The 19674-nt window shown below is 68.9% G+C and carries 14 protein-coding genes; 11 read left to right on the forward strand and 3 right to left on the reverse strand.

The window, feature by feature from the left end; genetic code table 11:
• The first annotated feature begins 63 nt into the window (after positions 1-63).
• Positions 64-1134, forward strand: a complete 1071-nt coding sequence (locus EV380_RS00865; protein WP_130448677.1) for a zinc-binding dehydrogenase — start codon at positions 64-66, stop codon at positions 1132-1134.
• Positions 1135-1175: 41 nt separating this feature from the next.
• Here EV380_RS00865 and EV380_RS00870 read toward each other — a convergent pair whose 3' ends face one another.
• The 3 genes from EV380_RS00870 to EV380_RS00880 form a co-directional block, all read right to left on the reverse strand.
• Positions 1176-3146 carry an HNH endonuclease signature motif containing protein gene (locus tag EV380_RS00870; protein ID WP_130448679.1) on the reverse strand — a complete coding sequence of 657 codons (1971 nt, stop codon included), beginning with the start codon at positions 3144-3146 and terminating at the stop codon, positions 1176-1178.
• Between the two features lie 291 nt (positions 3147-3437).
• The gene (locus EV380_RS00875) at positions 3438-6842 is read right to left on the reverse strand and encodes a DEAD/DEAH box helicase (protein ID WP_130448681.1); all 3405 of its coding nucleotides are present in this window, start codon (positions 6840-6842) and stop codon (positions 3438-3440) included.
• Positions 6843-6948: 106 nt separating this feature from the next.
• Positions 6949-7989: a LacI family DNA-binding transcriptional regulator gene (locus EV380_RS00880; RefSeq protein ID WP_130448683.1), complete on the reverse strand. Its 1041-nt coding sequence runs from the start codon at positions 7987-7989 to the stop codon at positions 6949-6951.
• 157 nt (positions 7990-8146) lie between these two features.
• Between EV380_RS00880 and EV380_RS00885 the strand changes: the two genes are divergently transcribed.
• The 10 genes from EV380_RS00885 (at position 8147) to EV380_RS00930 (ending at position 19627) form a co-directional block, all read left to right on the forward strand.
• On the forward strand, positions 8147-9610 hold the full coding sequence (locus EV380_RS00885) for a sugar porter family MFS transporter (protein WP_130448685.1): 1464 nt from the start codon (positions 8147-8149) through the stop codon (positions 9608-9610).
• A gap of 4 nt (positions 9611-9614) precedes the next feature.
• Complete coding sequence (locus EV380_RS00890; protein WP_130448687.1) at positions 9615-10028, forward strand: tautomerase family protein; 414 nt, start codon at positions 9615-9617, stop codon at positions 10026-10028.
• Between the two features lie 185 nt (positions 10029-10213).
• On the forward strand, positions 10214-11206 hold the full coding sequence (iolC, locus tag EV380_RS00895) for a 5-dehydro-2-deoxygluconokinase (protein WP_130448689.1): 993 nt from the start codon (positions 10214-10216) through the stop codon (positions 11204-11206).
• Entirely contained in the window at positions 11203-12141 is a 939-nt protein-coding gene (locus EV380_RS00900) for a Cgl0159 family (beta/alpha)8-fold protein (RefSeq protein WP_102160932.1), read from the forward strand. Before iolC ends, EV380_RS00900 begins: the two co-directional genes overlap by 4 nt.
• A gap of 11 nt (positions 12142-12152) precedes the next feature.
• A complete protein-coding gene (iolD, locus tag EV380_RS00905) occupies positions 12153-14096 on the forward strand; it encodes a 3D-(3,5/4)-trihydroxycyclohexane-1,2-dione acylhydrolase (decyclizing) (RefSeq protein WP_130452040.1) in 1944 nt (647 codons plus the stop codon).
• Between the two features lie 9 nt (positions 14097-14105).
• Positions 14106-15020, forward strand: coding sequence for a sugar phosphate isomerase/epimerase family protein (locus EV380_RS00910; protein ID WP_130448691.1), 915 nt, complete (start codon positions 14106-14108; stop codon positions 15018-15020).
• A gap of 48 nt (positions 15021-15068) precedes the next feature.
• Positions 15069-16082 carry a Gfo/Idh/MocA family protein gene (locus EV380_RS00915; RefSeq protein ID WP_130448693.1) on the forward strand — a complete coding sequence of 338 codons (1014 nt, stop codon included), beginning with the start codon at positions 15069-15071 and terminating at the stop codon, positions 16080-16082.
• Positions 16079-16954: a sugar phosphate isomerase/epimerase family protein gene (locus EV380_RS00920; protein ID WP_102160938.1), complete on the forward strand. Its 876-nt coding sequence runs from the start codon at positions 16079-16081 to the stop codon at positions 16952-16954. Before EV380_RS00915 ends, EV380_RS00920 begins: the two co-directional genes overlap by 4 nt.
• A gap of 24 nt (positions 16955-16978) precedes the next feature.
• Positions 16979-18475, forward strand: a complete 1497-nt coding sequence (locus EV380_RS00925) for a CoA-acylating methylmalonate-semialdehyde dehydrogenase (protein ID WP_130448695.1) — start codon at positions 16979-16981, stop codon at positions 18473-18475.
• A 174-nt stretch (positions 18476-18649) separates the two neighbouring features.
• Entirely contained in the window at positions 18650-19627 is a 978-nt protein-coding gene (locus EV380_RS00930) for a sugar phosphate isomerase/epimerase family protein (protein ID WP_242607454.1), read from the forward strand.
• Positions 19628-19674: the final 47 nt, after the last annotated feature.

A 19674-nucleotide genomic window follows, 5' to 3' on the forward strand; every position in this document is an offset into this window, starting at 1 on the left:
CACCGGGCCGGTTCCCCGTAGGCTGGTGGGCGAAGAGCAGCAGCCGAACGATCAGGAGTACCCATGCGCGCCGCCATGATCCACGCCCCAGGTGACATCCGCGTCGAGGACCGCCCCGAACCGGGCATCGTGCACGCGAGCGACGCCGTCGTGCAAGTCAGCGCCTCCTGCGTGTGCGGGTCCGACCTCTGGCCCTATCGGGGCGTCCGCGAAATCGCGCGGCCGCGGCCGATCGGCCATGAGTTCGTCGGCCGCGTGAGCGCGGTCGGCACCGCCGTCCGGAACGTCGCGGTAGGCGACTTCGTCATCACCCCCTGGGCCAACAGCTGCGGCGAGTGCGAGAACTGCCGCAACGGAGTGCTCGTCGCGTGCGAACGCGCGGCTGGCTGGGGCTGGACCGACGCCGAGGGAGAGCCGGTCGACGGCGGCCAGGGGCAGTCCGTGCGCGTGCCGAACGCCGACGGGACGCTCGTCGTCGTCGACGCGTTCAGCGGCCCGGATGCACCGGAGCCGGACGAAGCGATGCTCAAGTCCTTCCTGGCCTTGACCGACGTGATGGGCACCGGGCACCACGCGGCCGTTGCCGCCGGGGTGGGCACCGGGAAGACCGTCGTCGTGGTTGGCGACGGCGCCGTCGGCCTGAGCGCGGTGCTGGCGGCGAAGCGGCTTGGCGCGGAGCGAATCGTCGCGATGTCCCGTCACGAGGACCGGGCGGCGATGGCCCGCGAGTTCGGTGCCAGCGACGTCGTCGCTGAACGCGGGAAGGAGGGCGCCGAGAAGGTGCGCGAGTTGCTCGGCGGGCGTCTGGCCGACTGCGTGCTCGAATGCGTCGGCAGCAAGGAATCGATGGAACAGGCGCTGCGGTCGACGCGGCCTGGAGGATCCCTCGGCTTCGTCGGCGTCCCGGCCGGCGGGGCCGAACTGCCGGCCGGCGTGCTCTTCGCCAAGAACATCACCGTCGCTGGGGGCGCGGCGTCCACCCGCCTGTACATCCCCGAACTGCTCGCCGAGGTCCTCGACGGCAGCATCGACCCGGGCCGCGTCTTCGACTCGGTGCTGCCCCTCGAAGAGGCCGCCGAGGCTTACCGGGCCATGGACGAACGCCGCTCCATCAAGGTGATGCTGCGCCCGTAACCGGGGCCATAGCTGACGGGTTTGTCGCTGAACCGTCGGGTTCACCAGGGTGGTTCGTCGTCTGCTGCGTTCCACCGTCGCCGGCGTTCCTCGGCGGCCTCTTCAGGACTCTGACCGGTGGCAGGGTCCCAGCGGGGAGGGGAACCTTCTTCAAGCGCGAACGACCGTGCGGTCTCCGCGTCCCAGCGGGCTTCGAATTCTCTTTCACTCACGCTCGGGTTCCAGCCCGGCGGGCTGCTCTCGTCGCTGCCGCCCGCGCCCGTCTTCGGACCCGTGTTCGGGCTTGGGTCCTCGTTTAGGGTGGGTCCCGTGTCCGGGGCAGGGTCCGGTAGCGCGTCCTGCTTCGGCGTCCCCTCGGCTTCGGGTGCCACCGGTGGTGGTGGTTCGGGTCGGTGATGCCTGCCGCGGCGGGTGAGCACATTGACTGTTGGGTGGTATGCGCCGGTCGGGTCGTACCAAGGCGGTGCTTTCACGTGCGGGACTCCGCCAGTCATGCGGATCTCCCAGCCCGAGGACTCGAGATGATGGTGGTGGAACCAGCAGAGCAGCACCCCGTTGTCGGTGTGCGTCGGGCCGTTTTCGGCGTGGGCGTGCACGTGGTGGATTTCGCACCAGGAGGCCGGGATTGTGCACCCGGGGATCACGCACCCGCCGTCACGGGCTGTGATGGCCCGGCGCTGGTGGGCGTTGAAGACTCGTTCCTTCGAACCCAGGGCCACGATGCGGCCAGCACGGTCGAAGACGACTTTCTGCACGGCCCCGGCGCATGCGATGCGGTGGCCGATCCGGGCTGGTGCGGGGATGTCGATGCCGTCCAGGGTCGCGCTCCCGGACGGATCGCTCAGGTCTTCGGCGGTGATGTGCACGAGCAGGGTCGCGGCGTCTCCGCCCAGTGAAGGGGTTTCGGCGGCGCGTGCGGCGGCGGTGAGGATCGAGGCGAGCACGTCGTGGCGTTTCTGCGCGGGCGTACGCTCATCAATGACCGGCGTCCCGGAGACAACGGTACTGCCGCCGCCAGCGGTGCTGGCCTCGCCTGCGGCTTCGGAATCGGCGTTCTCAGTATCGGTTTCGGTCTCGGGGTTCGGGTCGGTGCCGTGGGTGCGGGCCGCGGGATTCAGATACGCCGAGAGCAGCCGGGTGAGTTGGGCGGCGGTTTCGGGCATCAGGTTCCCGCGGACCGGGATCAGCCCGTCCCGGGCGGAGCCCAGGCTCAGGCCGCGGCGGGTGGTGGCGCGTGAGGCCTCGGGGTCGGGCCCGTCCTGATCCAGGTGCGCTTCCCAGACCTGAGCGTGGATCTTGACCTCCGCGTACGTCGCCGCCGGCACGCCCGTGCTGGCGGAGTCGTCCGGAGTGTTGGTGTCGTCGCCTGCCGCGGCGTCCGGTCCGGTGCCTGTGTTGTCGGCTTCGGCTGCCGGGTCCTCGCCGGCGGAGTCCCGTGTTGCCGAGTCTTGTCCGGCGGAGTCCGGTCCGGTGGTGGTGGCGGTGGCGGTGGCCACGAGCGCGGCTTCAGCCGCGGAGACTGCGCCCGGGTCCGCCCGGGGTGCGACGCGGGTGAGCATCCCGGTGAGCAGTTCCGCGGTCTCGATGCCGAGGCTGCCGGTGTGCAGGGCGTCCGCGATGTCCGGGAACCTCGCCGGCAGTTCTTCGCCGGTCAACGAGACACCGGCCCGGGTCCGCGCGTCCAGTCCCGCCCGCCGGCGGACCTCACTCCCCGGGGCGCCGGTGAGGCGCTCGAGCAGCTCGGACCCGGTCCGGCACCCGTACCGGGCCGAGAGTCGGTCCTCGCCCAGACCTTTACTGGAGCGGTCCTCGATCTCCCCGGCGGTGCGGACGCGGAGGGCGTCGACGATCCGGCCGAGTTCCTCGACCGCACCCGTGGCGTGCACGAGGTCCGCGTCACTCAGAGACCCGACCTCGGGGCAGAGCCCGGTCAGGTGCTTGGCGGCCTCGCGCATCCGGCCCGCGGCGCCGGAAGCGGCGGTGGGGGTCTCGGAGGGGTGCGTGATGGCCATGCCCCTATTTTAGTATGTATCCACGATCAGCGGTAGGGGCGTGTGGATAAAAACGAAACTGTGTTCGAGTTTGTGGATCAGAAGTCCTGACCCCAATTGTACCGTCGTGGGAGGATACTTGAGGCACGCAACCGTTTCGCGGGGACATTGACATGGGGGTGCCACGCTGCTCGGGCCGGCTCGAAATCGTGATCCGCATCAGGCGACGTGGAAGCGGCCGTCGCGTGAAAGCGACGGGCGACCACGCCGTCGTCGTGCGCTTTCAGGGCGCCGGCGGGCGACCCGTGAACGTCAGTCTTTGAGCAGGTCCCGGATGTCGTCTGCAGTCAACGTGGAGCCGAAGCCCTCGCCCTCGTCCATGACCGAGGAGATGAGTTTGCGCTTGGCGTCCTGGAGGGCGACGACCTTCTCTTCGATCGTGTCCTTGGCGACCATGCGATAGACCATCACATTGCGGGTCTGGCCGATGCGGTGGGCGCGGTCGACCGCCTGGGACTCCGCTGCGGGGTTCCACCACGGGTCGAGCAGGAAGCAGTAGTCGGCCTCCGTCAGGTTCAGGCCGAAACCACCCGCCTTGAGGGAGATCAGGAAGACCGGTGCGCGGCCCTCCTTGAACGCGGCGATAACCTCCTGGCGCCGACGGGTCGACCCGTCGAGGTAAACGTACTCGACGCCCTCGTCTTTGAGCCGGCTAGCGGCCCGCTTCAGGAAGGACGTGAACTGGCTGAAGACCAGGGCGCGGTGGCCCTCGGCCAGGACATCCTCGAGCTGTTCGAAGAGCACATCGAGCTTCGCGCTCGCGACGCCCGCGTACTCGTCGTCGACGAGTGAGGCATCCAGGGACAGCATGCGCAGCAGGGTCAGCGACTGGAAGATCGTGAACCGGTTCTTGTCCATGTCCTCGACCAGGCGCAGGATCTTCTGGCGCTCGCGCTGCAGGTGCGTGTCGTAGATCTTGCGGTGTTTCGGCGTCAGATCGATGTGCAGTACCTGCTCCTGCTTCGGCGGCAGGTCCGTGACGACGGCGTCCTTCGTGCGCCGCAACATGAACGGGCGCACCCGGCGGCGCAGCCGGCCGAGCGGCTCGCTCAGGCCCTGGCGCTCGATCGGGCGCTGGTAGTTTTCGGCGAAGCGCACCGCGGAGGGGAACAGGCCGGGGGAGACGATCGAGAAGATCGACCACAGCTCCATCAGGTTGTTCTCCATGGGGGTGCCCGTGATGGCCAGCTTGAAGCGGGCGGTCAGGTCGCGGGCGGCCTGGTGCGCCTTGGTCGCCTTGTTCTTCACGAACTGCGCCTCGTCGAGCACAAGTCCGGCCCAGGTCTGCTCCTGATATGCGTCCGCGTCGAGGCGGAAGAGCGTGTAGGAGGTGATGACGATGTCGTACTCCGCGGCGAGGGTCGCGAGCTTGACGGTCGCGCGCGGTTGCGTGTCCGAGACCGTGGCGACCCGCAGGTCCGGGGCGAACTTCTTGGCCTCGTCCTCCCAGTTGCTCACGACCGAGGTGGGGGCGACGACGAGGAACGGACCGGGCAGGTTGGTCGCATCACCCGTGCTCTCAGAGCGATCCGCGCCCGTGGCCCATGTCTGCTTAGCGTGCAGCATCAGCGCGAGCGTCTGCAGGGTCTTGCCGAGGCCCATGTCGTCGGCGAGGACGCCGCCGAGCCCGTTGCGCCAGAGGGTCGCCAGCCAGCCGAACCCTGAGAGCTGGTAGGGACGCAGTTCGGCCCGCAGCCCCGAGGGCAGGTCCACGGGTCCGGACTCCGCGAAATCCAGCAGAGATCCGACGCCGGCGTACCAGGAGTCGGGGCCCTCGGTCTGCACGGCGAGAGCGTCGAGTTCCTCCCACAGGGACGCCTGGTAGCGCGTGATCTGGAGCGCGTCGGCGTCGCCGTCGGTCAGCTGCGTCGCCTCGCTGACGAGCTCCCGCAGCTTGTCGAACAGCGGCTGCTCGAGCGAGAAGTAGGTCTTGTCCGGCATCAGCATTCGCGTCTGTCCGCGCGAGAGCGCGCGCAGGATATCGGCGTAGGGGATGCGCAGGTCGCCGACGGCGATGATCAGCCCCAGATCGAACCAGTCGCGGCGTTCGGACTCGACCGTCGTGACGGTGAGCTCGGGCGCCTCGGTCAGCTCGTGAAAGGGCGGCTGATCGCCGCTGGTGCGGACCTCGGCACCGTCGGTGGCCTCGACCGCCGGAATGACGTGCCGGATGAGGTCGACGGTCTGCAGGCCCTTGAGGCTGCGCGGAGCCAGAGAAGCGCAGGCCAGCGGTGTCTCCTCGAGCGCGCGCAGCACGGCGCGCTCGAGCTCCGCCTCGGCCGTGGCGTCGCGGGTGTCCGCGTCGACGACGACGTCGCCGTAGTCGAAGTCCCAGCTCATCTCGGCCTCGTCTTCGCCCGTGAAGGTCGCCTTCAGGACGAGCTTCGGCGGCTGAATATCGGGTAGTTCGACCGAGCCGTCGGGGCTGGCGACCGTGACCTTGCGGCCGAGCCGCGGGTAGACCTTCTTCAGGAACCTGTCGACGTCATCGCGCGGGATCTCGATCGATTCCGGGTGGCGGAACATCTCGAGCTCGGTCGGGTTCAGTCGGTGCGCCATGGGGGCCAGGAGGATCCGGTGGCCGCCGTCGAGGCCGAGGTAGGCGCCGTGGTGGCCGATGGGGCCGGCCGGCACATCGCCGCCGAGCAGGACGTTCTCCTCGCCCACGGTGAGGGCCGGAGCCAGCGTCAGGGGGCCGTCGTCGTCCCCGGGCACGGGAGCGGTGCCCGCGTCGCGGGCTTCGGTCGAGGATCCGCCCGGCCTCACGGCGGCGAGGACGAGCCCGGCGGGATCGGCGACGCGGATGTCCGCATCGCCGTTGCGTCCGATGAACTCGATGCCCAGGTCACGGGCCTCGCCGAGCAGGGTCCACAGCAGTGGCGAGGAGAAATCGTCGAGGTTGATCCAGTCGTTGTCCTCGCCGAAGTACAACTGACCGTTGGCTCGGTGCAGGGGCACGAACTGGCAGAACCAGCGGTGCTGCTCCTCGTCGAGATTCAGTCCGTAGGTTTTGAAGCTGATCGAATTCCAGCGCAGGTTGCCGCGCACCCAGCGCCCATTGCCCGAGCGGACCATCGGGCGGACACCGAGCTGGAAGCGGCGGGCAGCGCGCTGGCGGCCCGCGCCGCTTCCCGGGGCCCACTGGCGGTGGGCGGAGAGCATGTTGTCCTGCAGTTCGAACTGCAGCGCGAGCGGCTGGATTCGCCCGCTGGGATCGACGGCGTCGGAGGAGGCCTGAGGCTTCGGACTGGTCGCCTTGGGAACGGCGCCCGCAGCGAGGAGGCCGTCGAGGCTCTGGTGCCAGGCCGGGGAGGAGACGGGCGCCTCGACGACGATGTCGTCCTTGGCGCGCATGTGAATCGAGTTCGACTCGATCATGATCGCGGCCGTGTGCTTGCAGTTCTGCCCGACAGGGCACGAGCAGTAGGCGGAGCCGATGCGCCAGCCGTTCTTGGCATTCACGAGCTGGACGACGGTCGTGTAGGGCTCGAGGTCGGTGCCCTGGACGTCGGCTGAGAGGGTCGCGTCGGAGTCGTCCCAGTCGATGTCGAGGATGCGATCGGTGTCCGCGTAACCCTTGCCGCGGGTGAAGGCTGCGCCGCCGACCACACGCAGGATTTCGCGGGCGTCGATCAGCGGAAACTGCTGGCTGCTCATCCGCACATCGTTTCACGCTTTCCGCCGTCGCCGCCAACCGGGAGGTGCATCGCGGGCGAGGGGCAGGTGAACCGCTCGCGCGGCCTCGACGTGCTCGAGATGGAGCTCACACGCCCCGCGGGGGAGCGGTGGACCGGCGCACGACAAGCGAGGGGGTGAAGCCTCGCTGCAGCGGGGGGACGCCCGGGTGCTCGAGCCTGCGGATGGCCGCCTCGGCGGCCGCGCGGCCGAGCTCGTCGCCGCGGATGTCCACGGTGGTCAGGTCGACACCGGTCAGGCCGGCCGCCCGGGAGTTGTCGAAGCCGACAACGGAGAGGTCCTCCGGCACGCGCAGCCCCAGGTCGGCTGCGGCCTCCCGGACGGCGAGGGCCAGCTCGTCGTTGTGGGTGAAGACAGCCGTCGGGCGCTCCGAAGCGGGTCGGTCGAGCAGAGCGCGGGCGGCCCCGAAGGCCTCCTCCCGGGCGAATCCGGGGTTCGTGGCGATCTCCGGGGTGAGCCCGAGCGAGCGCATCGCCTCGAGGTAGCCGGCGCGGCGCTGAGTGTGGCCTTCGAATGAGGGGCCGGTCAGGTGGGCGATCCGCGTGTGCCCGAGTCCGGCGAGGTGTTCGACGGCGGCGCGCGCCCCGACGTCGTGATCTACGTAGACGCTGTCGACTCCCTCGACCCGCCGGGCGACGAGGACGACGGGCAGGATCCGGTTCAAGGCGCGCACCTCGTCGTCGGGAGCGACTGACGTCGCCGAGATGATGACGCCGACGTTGGCCTCGAGGAGGGTGTTGCGAGGCTGCGGGTCGTCACGCCCCGAACGGGAGTTCACGGCGAGGACGAGCCGGCGCCCGGCGGGGGCGATGACCGCCTGCACGCTGCTCAGGATCGTTGTGTAGACGTCGTTGTGCGCATCGAGCAGGTGCAGGCCGACCGCGGTGCGCTGCCGCTGGGCCAGTTCGGCGGCGAGGCTGTTGCGGCGGTATCCGAGGCGGTCGGCGGTCTCGAGGATGCGCTGGCGCATCGACGCGCTGACGCCGGGGCGGTCCCGCAGCGCGAGCGAGACGAGGGTGCGCGAGATGCCGAGTTCGCGGGCGACGTCCTCCTGCGTGGCCGCGGGCGCGCGCCTGTGCGCAGTCTCTGACGTCCACTGCTCTGGCATGGGCCAATTCTCCCACGCGATGGTGCCTGCGGCCGGCGGGGAGACGACCCGGGCGAGCAAAATTTGACGAAACTTGTGAGTATGACCTGACAAACTGTCTTTCGCGCGTTAGTCTGGTGAGACACCAATCACAATGGGACTGGACGAAGGAGTCTTCATGAGTTCGCGCAATCCGTTCGCCGCCCCCGGCGGCGCGCCGGCGGGACTGCCGCCGCTGACACCGGGGCCGCACCGGAAGAAGCTGGGATTGGTCGCCATGATCGCGACCTTCGGTGGGCTGTTGTTCGGCTACGACACCGGCGTGATCAACGGTGCTCTGCGGCCGATGTCGGCTGAGTTGGGGCTGACCGCGTTCACCGAGGGCGTCGTGACGTCCTCCCTGCTTTTCGCCGCGGCGATCGGCGCGATGATCGGCGGGCGCATCTCCGACGGGTGGGGGCGCCGCCGGACGATTCTCCTGCTGGCCGTCTTCTTCTTCGTTGGCGCCATGTGCGTCGTGTTCGCGCCCGGATTTGCCGTCCTGGTCGTCGGCCGCATCATCCTCGGCCTTGCCGTCGGCGGCGCCTCCACGGTGGTTCCCGTCTTCCTCGCCGAGCTGGCCCCGTACGAGATTCGCGGATCGCTCGCGGGCCGCAACGAGCTGATGATCGTCATCGGCCAGCTGGCCGCGTTCGTCATCAACGCCATCATCGGCAACGTCTGGGGCGACATCGACGGCGTCTGGCGCATCATGTTCGCCGTCGCCGCCCTGCCGGCGATCGCGCTGTTCATCGGCATGCTGCGCATGCCGGAGTCCCCGCGCTGGCTCGTCGCCCGCGGCGACATCGACGGGGCAGAGTCGGTTCTGCGCATGGTCCGCTCGACGGACCGCGCCGACGCCGAACTTGACGACATCCGCCAGTCGGCCGCCAAGGACGAGCGCTCCGTCAACGAGGGCTTCGGCGCCCTGAAGAACAAGTGGTTCGTCCGCATCCTCCTCGTCGGCATCGGCATCGGCGTCTTCCAGCAGTTCACCGGCATCAACTCGATCATGTACTACGGCCAGACGGTGCTGGTCGAGTCCGGGTTCGCCGAGAAGATGGCCCTCGTGGCCAATATCGCGCCGGGTGTGATCGCCGTCGTCGGCGGCCTCATCGCACTGCGGTTGATGCAGACCATGGACCGCCGCAAGACCCTCCTGATCGGCTTCACCCTCACCACGGTCTGCCACGTGCTGATCGGCATCTTCTCGATCGTCCTCGAAGACGGGAATCCGGCCCGTCCGTGGGTCATCCTGATCCTGGTCGTCGCCTTCGTCGGCTCGATGCAGACGTTCCTGAACATCGCCGTCTGGGTCCTGCTCTCGGAGATCTTCCCGCTGCGCGTGCGCGCCTTCGGCATGGGCGTCTCCGTGTTCTGCCTCTGGATCGCCAACGCGTTCCTCGGCCTGTACTTCCCGTCGCTCGTGGAAGGCGTCGGGATCACCGGCACGTTCTTCATGTTCGCGGGCCTCGGCGTTCTGGCCATCATCTTCGTGCAGACGCAGGTCCCCGAGACCCGCGGCATCACGTTGGAGAAGGTCGAGGAGGATGTGCAGACCGGCGAGATCTACCTGCACCACCTCAAGGCCGGGAAGGAGTAGCGCCGTGCCGCTCGTGCGAATCGATCTGGCCGGCCAGCGGCCGGATGACGAGGTCGGCGCGATCAGCCGTGCTGTGCACGACGCGATCGTCACCGCCTATGGCATCCCGGAGCGCGACTACTTCCACATCGTCACCGAGCACCCGACTGGGCGCATCATCGCCCAGGACGCCGGCCTCGGGTTCGAGCGCAGCGGGGCCGTGGTGATGATCCAGATCTTCACTCAGCGCGGCCGCGACCGGGCGGCCAAGCAAGCGCTGTACGACGGCGTCGCCGCCTCCCTCGAGCGTGTCGGCGTCGCCGGGGAGGACATCTTCCTTGGCTATGTGGAGAACGGGCCCGAGGACTGGAGTTTCGGCTTCGGCCGGGCTCAGTACCTCACGGGCGAGCTCGCGGTCCCCGGCGGCAGCGGGGTGTAGTCGCACAGACAGGAGCGCAGTGGGCCGTGGCGTTGCGCGGCGCGGCGTCGCTGCCACCAGTGATTGTTTCATTGTCCTGACAATCATTTGACAGGACATAGCTGTTCGTAGCAGAGTATCCGGTGACAGGCATCACAATGGTTGAAGGCCTGATCCACCGGAATTCGGAAGGAAGGCGGGACGAAGTGAGCTTCGACCTCATCACGATGGGACGCATCAGCGTGGACATCTACCCCAACGACGTTGGCGTGACGCTGGACCGTGTCGAGTCCTTCGGCAAATACCTGGGAGGTTCGCCGTCGAACGTGGCCGTCGCGGCGGCCCGCCACGGCGACCGCACCGCCGTCGTGACCCGCACCGGGCAGGACCCGTTCGGGGAGTACCTGCATTCAGAGCTGGCCAAGTTCGGCGTCGACGACCGGTACGTCTCCGGTGTCGCCGGACTGCAGACGCCGGCCACGTTCTGCGCGATCCTCCCGGAGGAGCAGCAGTTCCCGCTCTACTTCTACGGCCGCTTCCCGACGGCGCCCGACCTGCAGATCGCGGCCGAGGAGCTCGACGTCGACGCCATCCGCGACGCGCGGATCTTCTGGTCCACGGTGACCGGGCTGTGCCAGGAGCCGAGCGCTTCAGCGCACATCGCCGCTCACGAGGCCCGGCCCCGCACGGGGCTGCGCGACGGGCAGTACACCGTGCTCGACCTCGACTACCGGCCGATGTTTTGGGAGTCCGTCGACGAGGCGCGGGCGCAGGTGTCCCAGATCCTGCCGCACGTCACCGTGGCCATCGGGAACGACGAGGAGTGCGCCGTCGCCGTCGGCGCCGGCACACCGGACGAGCAGGCCGATCGGCTGCTCGAGGCGGGTGTCGAGATCGCCGTCGTCAAGCTCGGACCGGAGGGCGTCATGGCCAAGACCCGCACCGAGCGCGTCGTCTCCGCACCCGTCCCCGTCGAGACACTCAACGGGCTCGGCGCCGGAGACTCCTTCGGGGGAGCGTTCGTGCACGGGCTGCTGGCCGGCTGGCCGCTCACCCAGATCCTGGACTTCGCCAACGCCGCCGGTGCGCTCGTCGCCTCCCGGCTCTCGTGCGCCGATGCGATGCCCACCACCGACGAGGTCGTGGCGCTGCTCGCCGAGCGCGGCCGCCTGGTCCCCGAGACGGAGGCCTCCGCATGAGCCGCACCGAGATCGACCCCGCCGACCCGAGACGATACGAATTCCTCACCAGGATCCGGCTGGAGGATCCGCAAGCCGTGGCCCGCGCCGCCACCGCGCGGCGCCGCCACCCGGGCCCGAAGCTCGGCGAGCAGAACTTCATCGTGGCCGCCGACCACACGGCCCGCGGCGCGATGGGCGCTCAGGGCAATCCGACGGCGATGAACGACCGGAGGGAGTTGCTGGACAGGATGCAGCAGGCCCTGGCGAACCCCGCCGTCGACGGCGTGCTGGCCAGCCCGGACATCATGGACGACCTGCTGCTGCTCGGTGCGCTCGAGGGCAAGCTGCTCTTCGGCTCGATGAACCGCGGAGGCCTGGCAGGCTTCGTCAACGAGTTCGACGACCGCTTCACCGGCCACACTGCGCAGTCCCTCGCGGACCTCGGGGCCGACGGCGGCAAGATGCTCACCCGCATCGCCTACGACGACCCGGCGACGGCCTCCCTCCTCGAGGACACGTCGCACGCCATCGACGAGCTGACCGCGCACGGCCTGATCTCCATGGTCGAGCCGTTCCTGTCCCAGCGCGTCGAGGGCCGGGCGCGCAACGACCTGACACCGGACGCGGTCATCAAATCCGTGGCCATTGCCTCCGGTCTCGGCGCCAGCAGCGCCCACAAGTGGATGAAGCTGCCCGTCGTCGACGAGATGGAGCGCGTCATGGCCTCCACCACGATGCCGACCGTGCTGCTCGGCGGGGACCCGTCGTCCCGCCCGGACGAGGTCTTCGCCACGTGGGGTGCTGCACTCGCCCTGCCGGGCGTGCAGGGCCTGACAGTGGGCCGGACCCTCCTCTACCCGGCGGACGGCGACGTCGAGGGCGCCGTCGCGGCGGCGGCCTCGCTCCTGCGCCGCACCGCACAGAACGAATCCGAAATGGAGAACGCCTCATGAGCACCCGGACCATGTCCGTCTCGCAAGCCGTCGTCGAGTTCCTCGGCCGGCAGTACACGGTGGATCGCGTCGGCGGGGAGAGCTACCGCGAACGCCTGATCCCGGGCATGTTCGGCATCTTCGGGCACGGCAACGTCGCCGGCGTCGGCCAGGCCCTGAAGCAGTACCAGGTCGCCGATCCGACGCTCATGCCCTACTACCAAGGACGCAACGAGCAGGCGCAGTCCCACCAGGCGGTCGGCTACGCCCGCCACACGCGCCGCCGCCAGACGTTCGCGGTGTCGACGTCGATCGGCCCGGGCTCCTCCAACCTGCTCACCGGTGCGGCGCTGGCCACGGCCAACCGGCTGCCGGTCCTGCTGCTGCCCTCGGACACCTTCGCGACGCGCGCGGCCGATCCGGTGCTGCAGCAGCTCGAGCACCCGCACGGCTACGACATCACCGTCAACGACGCCTTCCGCCCGCTGTCCAAGTACTTCGACCGGGTGACCCGCCCCGAGCAGCTCTTCTCCGCTCTCTCCCACGGCCTGCGCGTGCTCACGGACCCGGCCGAGACCGGCGCCGTGACCATCTCGCTGCCGCAGGACGTGCAGGCCGAACGCATCGAGGTGCCGGAGGACTTCCTCGCCGAGCGCGAGTGGCGCATCCGCCGCCCGGCACCGGAGCCCGAGGACATCGCGGAGGCCGCGCGCCGCATCCGCGCGGCGAAGCGCCCGCTGATCGTCGCCGGTGGCGGCGTGCTCTACGCGTTCGCCACCGACGCGCTGCGCACCCTCGCCGAGTCCACGGGCATCCCCGTGGGCTGGACGCAGGCCGGCGTCGGCACCCTGGCCTGGGACCACCCGCAGGCGCTCGGCGCCATCGGGTCCACGGGCACGACGGCGGCCAACGCCCTCGCCGCCGAGGCCGACCTGGTCATCGGGGTCGGCACGCGCTACGAGGACTTCACGACGGCGTCTCGCACCGCGTTCCAGAACCCGGACGTCGAGTTCGTCAACATCAACGTGGCACCGATCGACGCCTACAAGCACGGCACGTCGCTGCCGATCGTGGCCGACGCCCGCAAGGCGCTCGAGGCGTTGAACGAGGCGCTCGGGGGCACCCGGGTCTCGGTCGAACTGGCCGAGAAGGTGGAGATCGAGAAGGCCCGCTGGGACGCGACGGTCGACGCGGCGTTCGCGCAGCGGCACGCCCCGCTCGTGAGCCAGAACGCCATCATCGGCGCGACCAACCGCACGATGGATGCGGCCGACGTCGTGATCTGCGCCGCCGGCTCCCTGCCCGGCGACCTGCACAAGATGTGGCGCGTGTCCGATCCGTACGGCTACCACGTCGAGTACGCGTTCTCCTGCATGGGCTACGAGATCGCCGGCGGCCTGGGCGTCAAGCGCGCCGCCATCGCCGAGGCGGACGGCGGCGACGGGCGCGACGTCGTCGTCATGGTCGGCGACGGGTCCTACCTCATGATGCACACGGAGCTCGTCACGGCGGTCGCGGAGGGCCTCAAGCTGATCGTGGTGCTGATCCAGAACCACGGCTACGCCTCGATCGGCGCGCTCTCCGAGTCCCTCGGCTCCCAGCGCTTCGGCACGAAGTACCGCACGCTCGACGCCGAGCGCCACACGTTCGACGACGGCGCCACGCTCCCGGTGGACCTCGCGACGAACGCCGAGTCCCTCGGCGCCACCGTCCACCGGATCGAACCGGGGGAGAACGCGATCGACGACCTCGAGGCCGCGATCGCCCGGGCCAAGGCGGCGCCAGAGGGCAGCGGGCCGATCGTCATCCACATCGAATCCGACCCGTTGATCGACGCCCCGAGCTCCGAATCCTGGTGGGACGTGCCGGTCAGTTCGGTGTCCGACCTCGACTCGACGCAGCAGGCCTACCAGACGTACACGGACCACAAATCCCGCCAGCGCCCCCTCCTGGGCGGCGGCGCGGGCGAAGCATAAGGAGAGACCATGAGCGAGAACAGCTCCGTCATCATCGGCACCGCGCCCGACTCGTGGGGCGTCTGGTTCCCGGACGACCCGAAGCAGACCCCGTGGGAGCGATTCCTCGACGAGGTCGCCGAAGCCGGGTACAAGTGGATCGAACTCGGCCCGCACGGCTACCTCCCAACCGACCCCGCCCGGCTCGCCGACGAGCTGAAGGCGCGCGACCTCAAGGTCTCGGCCGGCACCGTTTTCACGGCCTACCACCGCGGACGGGACCAGTGGGACGCGGCCTGGCAGCCCGCCCGCGAGGTCGCCGAACTGACGGCCGCCATGGGCGGCGAGCACATCGTGGTCATCCCCGCCATGTGGCGCGACGACGTCACGGGCGAGGCCGTGGAGCCCGGCGAGTTGACCGCCGAGCAGTGGACGTCCCTGACCGACGGCCACAACGAGCTCGGCCGCCGCCTGCGTGAGGAGTTCGGGCTGCAGCAGCAGTTCCACTCCCACGCCGACTCGCATGTGGAGGGGCAGGCGGACATCGAGCGCTTCCTGCAGAACACGGACGGCGACCTCGTCACCCTCTGCCTCGACACCGGTCACGCAGAGTATGGCGGAGCCAGCAGCATCGGCCTGATCGAGGCCTACCCGGAGCGCATCGGCTACCTGCACCTGAAGCAGATCAACCCGGACATCCTGGCCACGGTGCGCGCCGAGAACATGACCTGGGCTGGCGCGAACTCTGCTGGCGTCATGACAGAACCGCCGGGCGGCCTGCCGGATCTGCGGGAGGTGATCGCGGCCTGCGAGCGGCTCGGCCGGGACATCTTCGGCATCGTCGAACAGGACATGTATCCCGTGAAGAGCTTTGACGTCCCGTTGCCGATCGCCCAGCGCACCCGCAACTACCTGCTCTCCTGCGGATCCCGCACCTGCATTTAGCCGTCAGGCGCCGCCTCGCGCGCGGCGCCGCCCACTGAAAGGCACGCAATGACCGAGAACCTGAAAATCGCCGTCGTCGGCGCCGGCCGCATGGGCGCCGACCACATCGACCGCATCCACACCCGTATCGTCGGCGCGAGCGTGAGCGCCGTCGTCGACATCGACCTCGACCGTGCGGGGCAGGCCGCCGCGGGAATCCCCGGGGCACGGGTCTTCGCCTCGCTCGAGGAGGCCCGCGCGGCAGGCGGTGTCGACGCCGTCCTGCTCGCGACCCCGGGCTTCCTGCACGAGGAGGCCCTGATCAAAGCCCTCGAATGGGACATCCCGATCCTCTGCGAGAAGCCGCTGACCCCGGACGCGGCGACGTCCTGGCGCGTCATCGAAGCCGAGCAGAAGCTGGGCCGCCAGAGCATCCAGGTCGGCTTCATGCGCCGCTTCGACGCCGACTACGCCAAGCTCGAGCAGATCATCTCCGGCGGCGACCTCGGCGACCTCCTCATGTTGCACTGCCGCCACCGCAACCCGTCCACCCCGCCGGGTTTCACCAACGAGATGCTCATCAACGACTCCGTGGTGCATGAGTTCGACGTCGTCCGCTACCTCACGGGGGAGGAGATCAGCTCCGTCCAGGTGCGCCTCGGCAAGCCGTCCCGGAACGCGCCGGCGGGTCAGCACGACCCGCAGCAGGTCCTCATCGAGACGACCAGCGGTGTCCTCGTCGACGTCGAGATTTTCGTCAACGCGAAGTTCGGCTACGAAGTCGGCACGCAGGCGAGCCTCGAAGACGGCATCGTCGACATCGGGCTCGACCACGGCCCCGTGACGCGTACGGCCGGCCGCGTCGGCGGCGACGTGACCCCGGGCTTCGAGGAACGCTTCGGCGACGCCTACGACCGCGAGATCCAGTCCTGGGTCGACGCTGCCCGCCGCGACGAGGTAGGTGGCCCGAACGCGTGGGACGGCTACGCGACGGCCGCGTGCTGCGAGGCCGGAGTCAAGGCCCAGTCCAGCGGAGAGAAAGTGGCCGTCGAATTGAACGAGAAGCCGGAGCTGTACCGATGAAGATCGCCCTCGACCCGACTCCGTTCCACCATTCGCACTCGCTGCTCGAGTTCCCTGCGCTCGCCGCCGACCTCGGCTACGAGTACCTGCAGTTGACCCCGCACGCGGACATGATCCCGTTCTACACGCACCCCAAGGCCGACGACGGCCTCGTGCGGAAATTCCGCAAGGCGTGCGACGACGCCGGTGTGCAGGTCGCGTCGATTCTTCCGGTCCTGCGCTGGTCGGGTCCCGATGAGCAGCTTCGCGAGGCTGCGGTCCGCTACTGGAAGCGCGCGCTGCAGATCGGCGTCGACCTGGGCGTGCACCAGTTCGGCACCGAGTTCTCCGGACGCCCGGAGCACCCCGAGCAGTCGGAGGCTTCCTTCTACAAGTCCATGGAGGAGCTGCTGCCGATCATCGAGCGCGAGAGCATCCACGTCGCGATCGATCCGCACCCCGACGACTTCGTGGAGGAGGGGCTGGCGGCACTGCGCGTCATCCGTGGCCTCAACTCCGCGAACATCGGCATGGTGTACGTCGCCCCGCACACGTTCCACATGAACGACGCGCCGCTGGAGATCCTCCGCGCCGCAGGGGACAAGGTCCGGATCGTGCACATCGCCGACACCATGGACCACCGCGCCTCCCACGGGCTGCGGTACATCACCAATCCGGCGGGGAACCCGGCCCGGGTCCACCAGCACCTGAAGATCGGCGACGGCGACGTCGACTGGGACGAGTTGTTCGGCGGCCTGGCCGAGATCGGCTTCCTGGACAACGACGACGCCGTGATGTGCTCCTCGGTCTTCGCAGAGAACGAGAACGCGCACGAGGTCTCCCGCTATCAGAACCAGACCATCAACGAATTCATCAAGCGCGCGAGCGCGTGACGTACCGAGCAGGTTAGGAAGACCATGACCACCAGCATCAACCACTTCATCAACGGCGAGGAGACGGCCGGTTCCGGGTCCGAGACCCAGCCCGTCTTCAACCCCGCGACCGGCGAGATCACCGGCGAACTCCAGCTCGCCTCGACCGCGGACCTGAACGCCGCCGTCGCCGCGGCCCGGGCCGCAGCCGACACATGGGCCGAAGTCTCGATCGCCAAGCGCACCGCCGTGCTCTTCAAGTTCCGCGAACTCCTGGCTGCGAACACGCCGGAGCTGGCGCAGATCGTCACGAGTGAGCACGGCAAGGTGCTCTCGGACGCCGCCGGGGAGATCGGGCGCGGCCTCGAGGTCGTCGAGTACGCGTGCGGTGTCTCGCAGTCGCTCAAGGGCGATTTCTCCGATCAGGTCGCCACCGGCATCGACGTGCACTCCTTCCGCCAGCCGGTCGGAGTCGTCGCAGGCATCACCCCGTTCAACTTCCCGGTGATGGTGCCCCTGTGGATGGCCCCGGTCGCCATCGCAGCAGGGAACGCGTTCATCCTGAAGCCGAGTGAGCGCGACCCCTCGGCGTCCCTTTTCATGGCGCGCCTCTGGAAGGAGGCCGGCCTGCCGGACGGCGTCTTCAACGTCGTGCACGGCGGCAAGGACGCGGTCGACGGCCTGCTGACCCACCCGGATGTGGACGCGATCTCCTTCGTCGGTTCCACCCCGATCGCCAAGTACGTGCACGAGACCGCCACGGCGCACGGCAAGCGCGTCCAGGCCCTCGGCGGCGCCAAGAACCACGCCGTCGTCATGCCGGACGCCGACATGGACGTGGCCGCCGATCACCTGACCGCGGCCGCCTTCGGCTCGGCCGGTCAGCGCTGCATGGCGATCTCCGTCGCCGTGGCGGTGGGTGAGGCCGGCGACCTCGTGATCGACAAGCTCGTCCAGCGTGCCCAAGACGTCAAGGTCAAGAACGGCACGGAGCCGGGCGCGGACATGGGGCCCGTCATCACCCCGGCCTCGAAGTCCCGCATCCAGAAGATCGTTGGCGAGGCCGAGACCGACGGGGCCACGATCCTCGTCGACGGGCGCGACCTGGTGGTCGAGGACCACGAGGAGGGCTTCTTCGTCGGCCCCACGCTGATCGACCAGGTCAAGACCGAGATGAGCGCCTACGAGGAGGAGATCTTCGGACCTGTGCTCGTCGTCGTGCGCGTTGACTCCCTCGAAGAGGCGATCCACCTGGTCAACTCCAACCCGTACGGCAACGGCACGGCGATCTTCACCTCCTCCGGCTACGCGGCGCGGACGTTCACCCGCCGCATCCAGGTCGGCATGGTCGGCATCAACGTGCCGCTGCCGGTCCCCGTGGCCTGGCACTCGTTCGGCGGGTGGAAGGATTCGCTGTTCGGCGACCACCACATCTACGGCCCGGACGGCATCCGCTTCTACACGCGGGCCAAGGCCGTGACCACGCGCTGGCCGGAGCTCTCCGAGGCGTCGGGCGCGTCGTTCGCGTTCCCGTCGAACTAATCCCCGACAGCTCCTACCGCCGCCCCGACCGGGGCGGCGGTAGGCCGGCGACCCGAGGCAGAACTCCGGCAGCGCTTCCTCGTCGGGGTCGTCGACGCCGGACGCGTCGCCGCGGCGCGCGTCTAGTACACCGTCCTAGTGACAGAAAGGTGGAGTGATCCGATGGAATTCGGAATGATTACCGACTCCTTGTCCGCCCGCGATTTCGACGACGTGCTGAGAATCGCCGCCGACCTGGGACTCGATTCCATCGAGATCCCCACGGGTAATTGGTCCGAGGCGCCGCACGTGGATCTTGATGAGTTGTTGGAGTCCTCGCTCGCCAGGGCGGAATATCGGGATCGCGTCGCGGCCCACGGACTTCGCATCAGTGCTCTGAACGCCAATGGCAATCAATTGCACCCGGTATCGGGGCCGGCCCACGACGCGATACTACGCAAGACCATTCGGCTCGCGCAGTTGATGGAAGTCCCCACCGTCGTGTGCATGTCAGGGCTACCGGCTGCGGCCGGTGACCGCACCCCGAACTGGGTGACCAGCTCCTGGCCGCCGGAGAACGTGACCGTGCTGGAGTACCAATGGGAGCAAGTCGCCATTCCTTATTGGCGGGAGCTGGCCGAGTTCTCAGCGGAGCATTCGGTGCGACTGGCTATCGAGCCGTGCTTCTCTCAGCTGGTCTACAACGTCTCCACGGCGCAGCGGCTGCTTCACGCCATCGGCCGCGACTCGGTGGGGATCAACCTTGATCCCTCACACCTCATGGCCATGGGCGCCGATATCCCGGAGGTCATTCGAGGGCTGGCCGGGTCTATCGTTCACGTGCATGCCAAGGATGCGCGGTTGAATAAGCCGTTGGTTGCGTTGAACGGCCTGCCCGACGGTACCGCCATGACGCTCCCACGCGAACGCGCATGGAACTACGTCACCCTCGGACTGGGGCATCCTGCCGGGGGAGTCGTTCTGGGCCGAGTTCGTGTACGAGCTGCGGGCCGCAGGTTACGACGGAACGCTGAACATCGAGCACGAAGATGTGCTGCTGAACTCCGAAGAGGGAGTCCGTCGCGCCGCAGCGCTACTGGACAGAGTCGTGCTGCGAGGAATGCCCGACTGGCGGCCCGCAGAAGTGTAGGGCGGGGTCTTTCGGGGGCGTAGGCGGCCGGGCCCCGCGGTGCGGGGCCCGGCCGCGGTTCACCCCTTCC

It is taken from the genome of Zhihengliuella halotolerans, assembly GCF_004217565.1.
Taxonomy (GTDB): Bacteria; Actinomycetota; Actinomycetes; order Actinomycetales; family Micrococcaceae; genus Zhihengliuella; species Zhihengliuella halotolerans.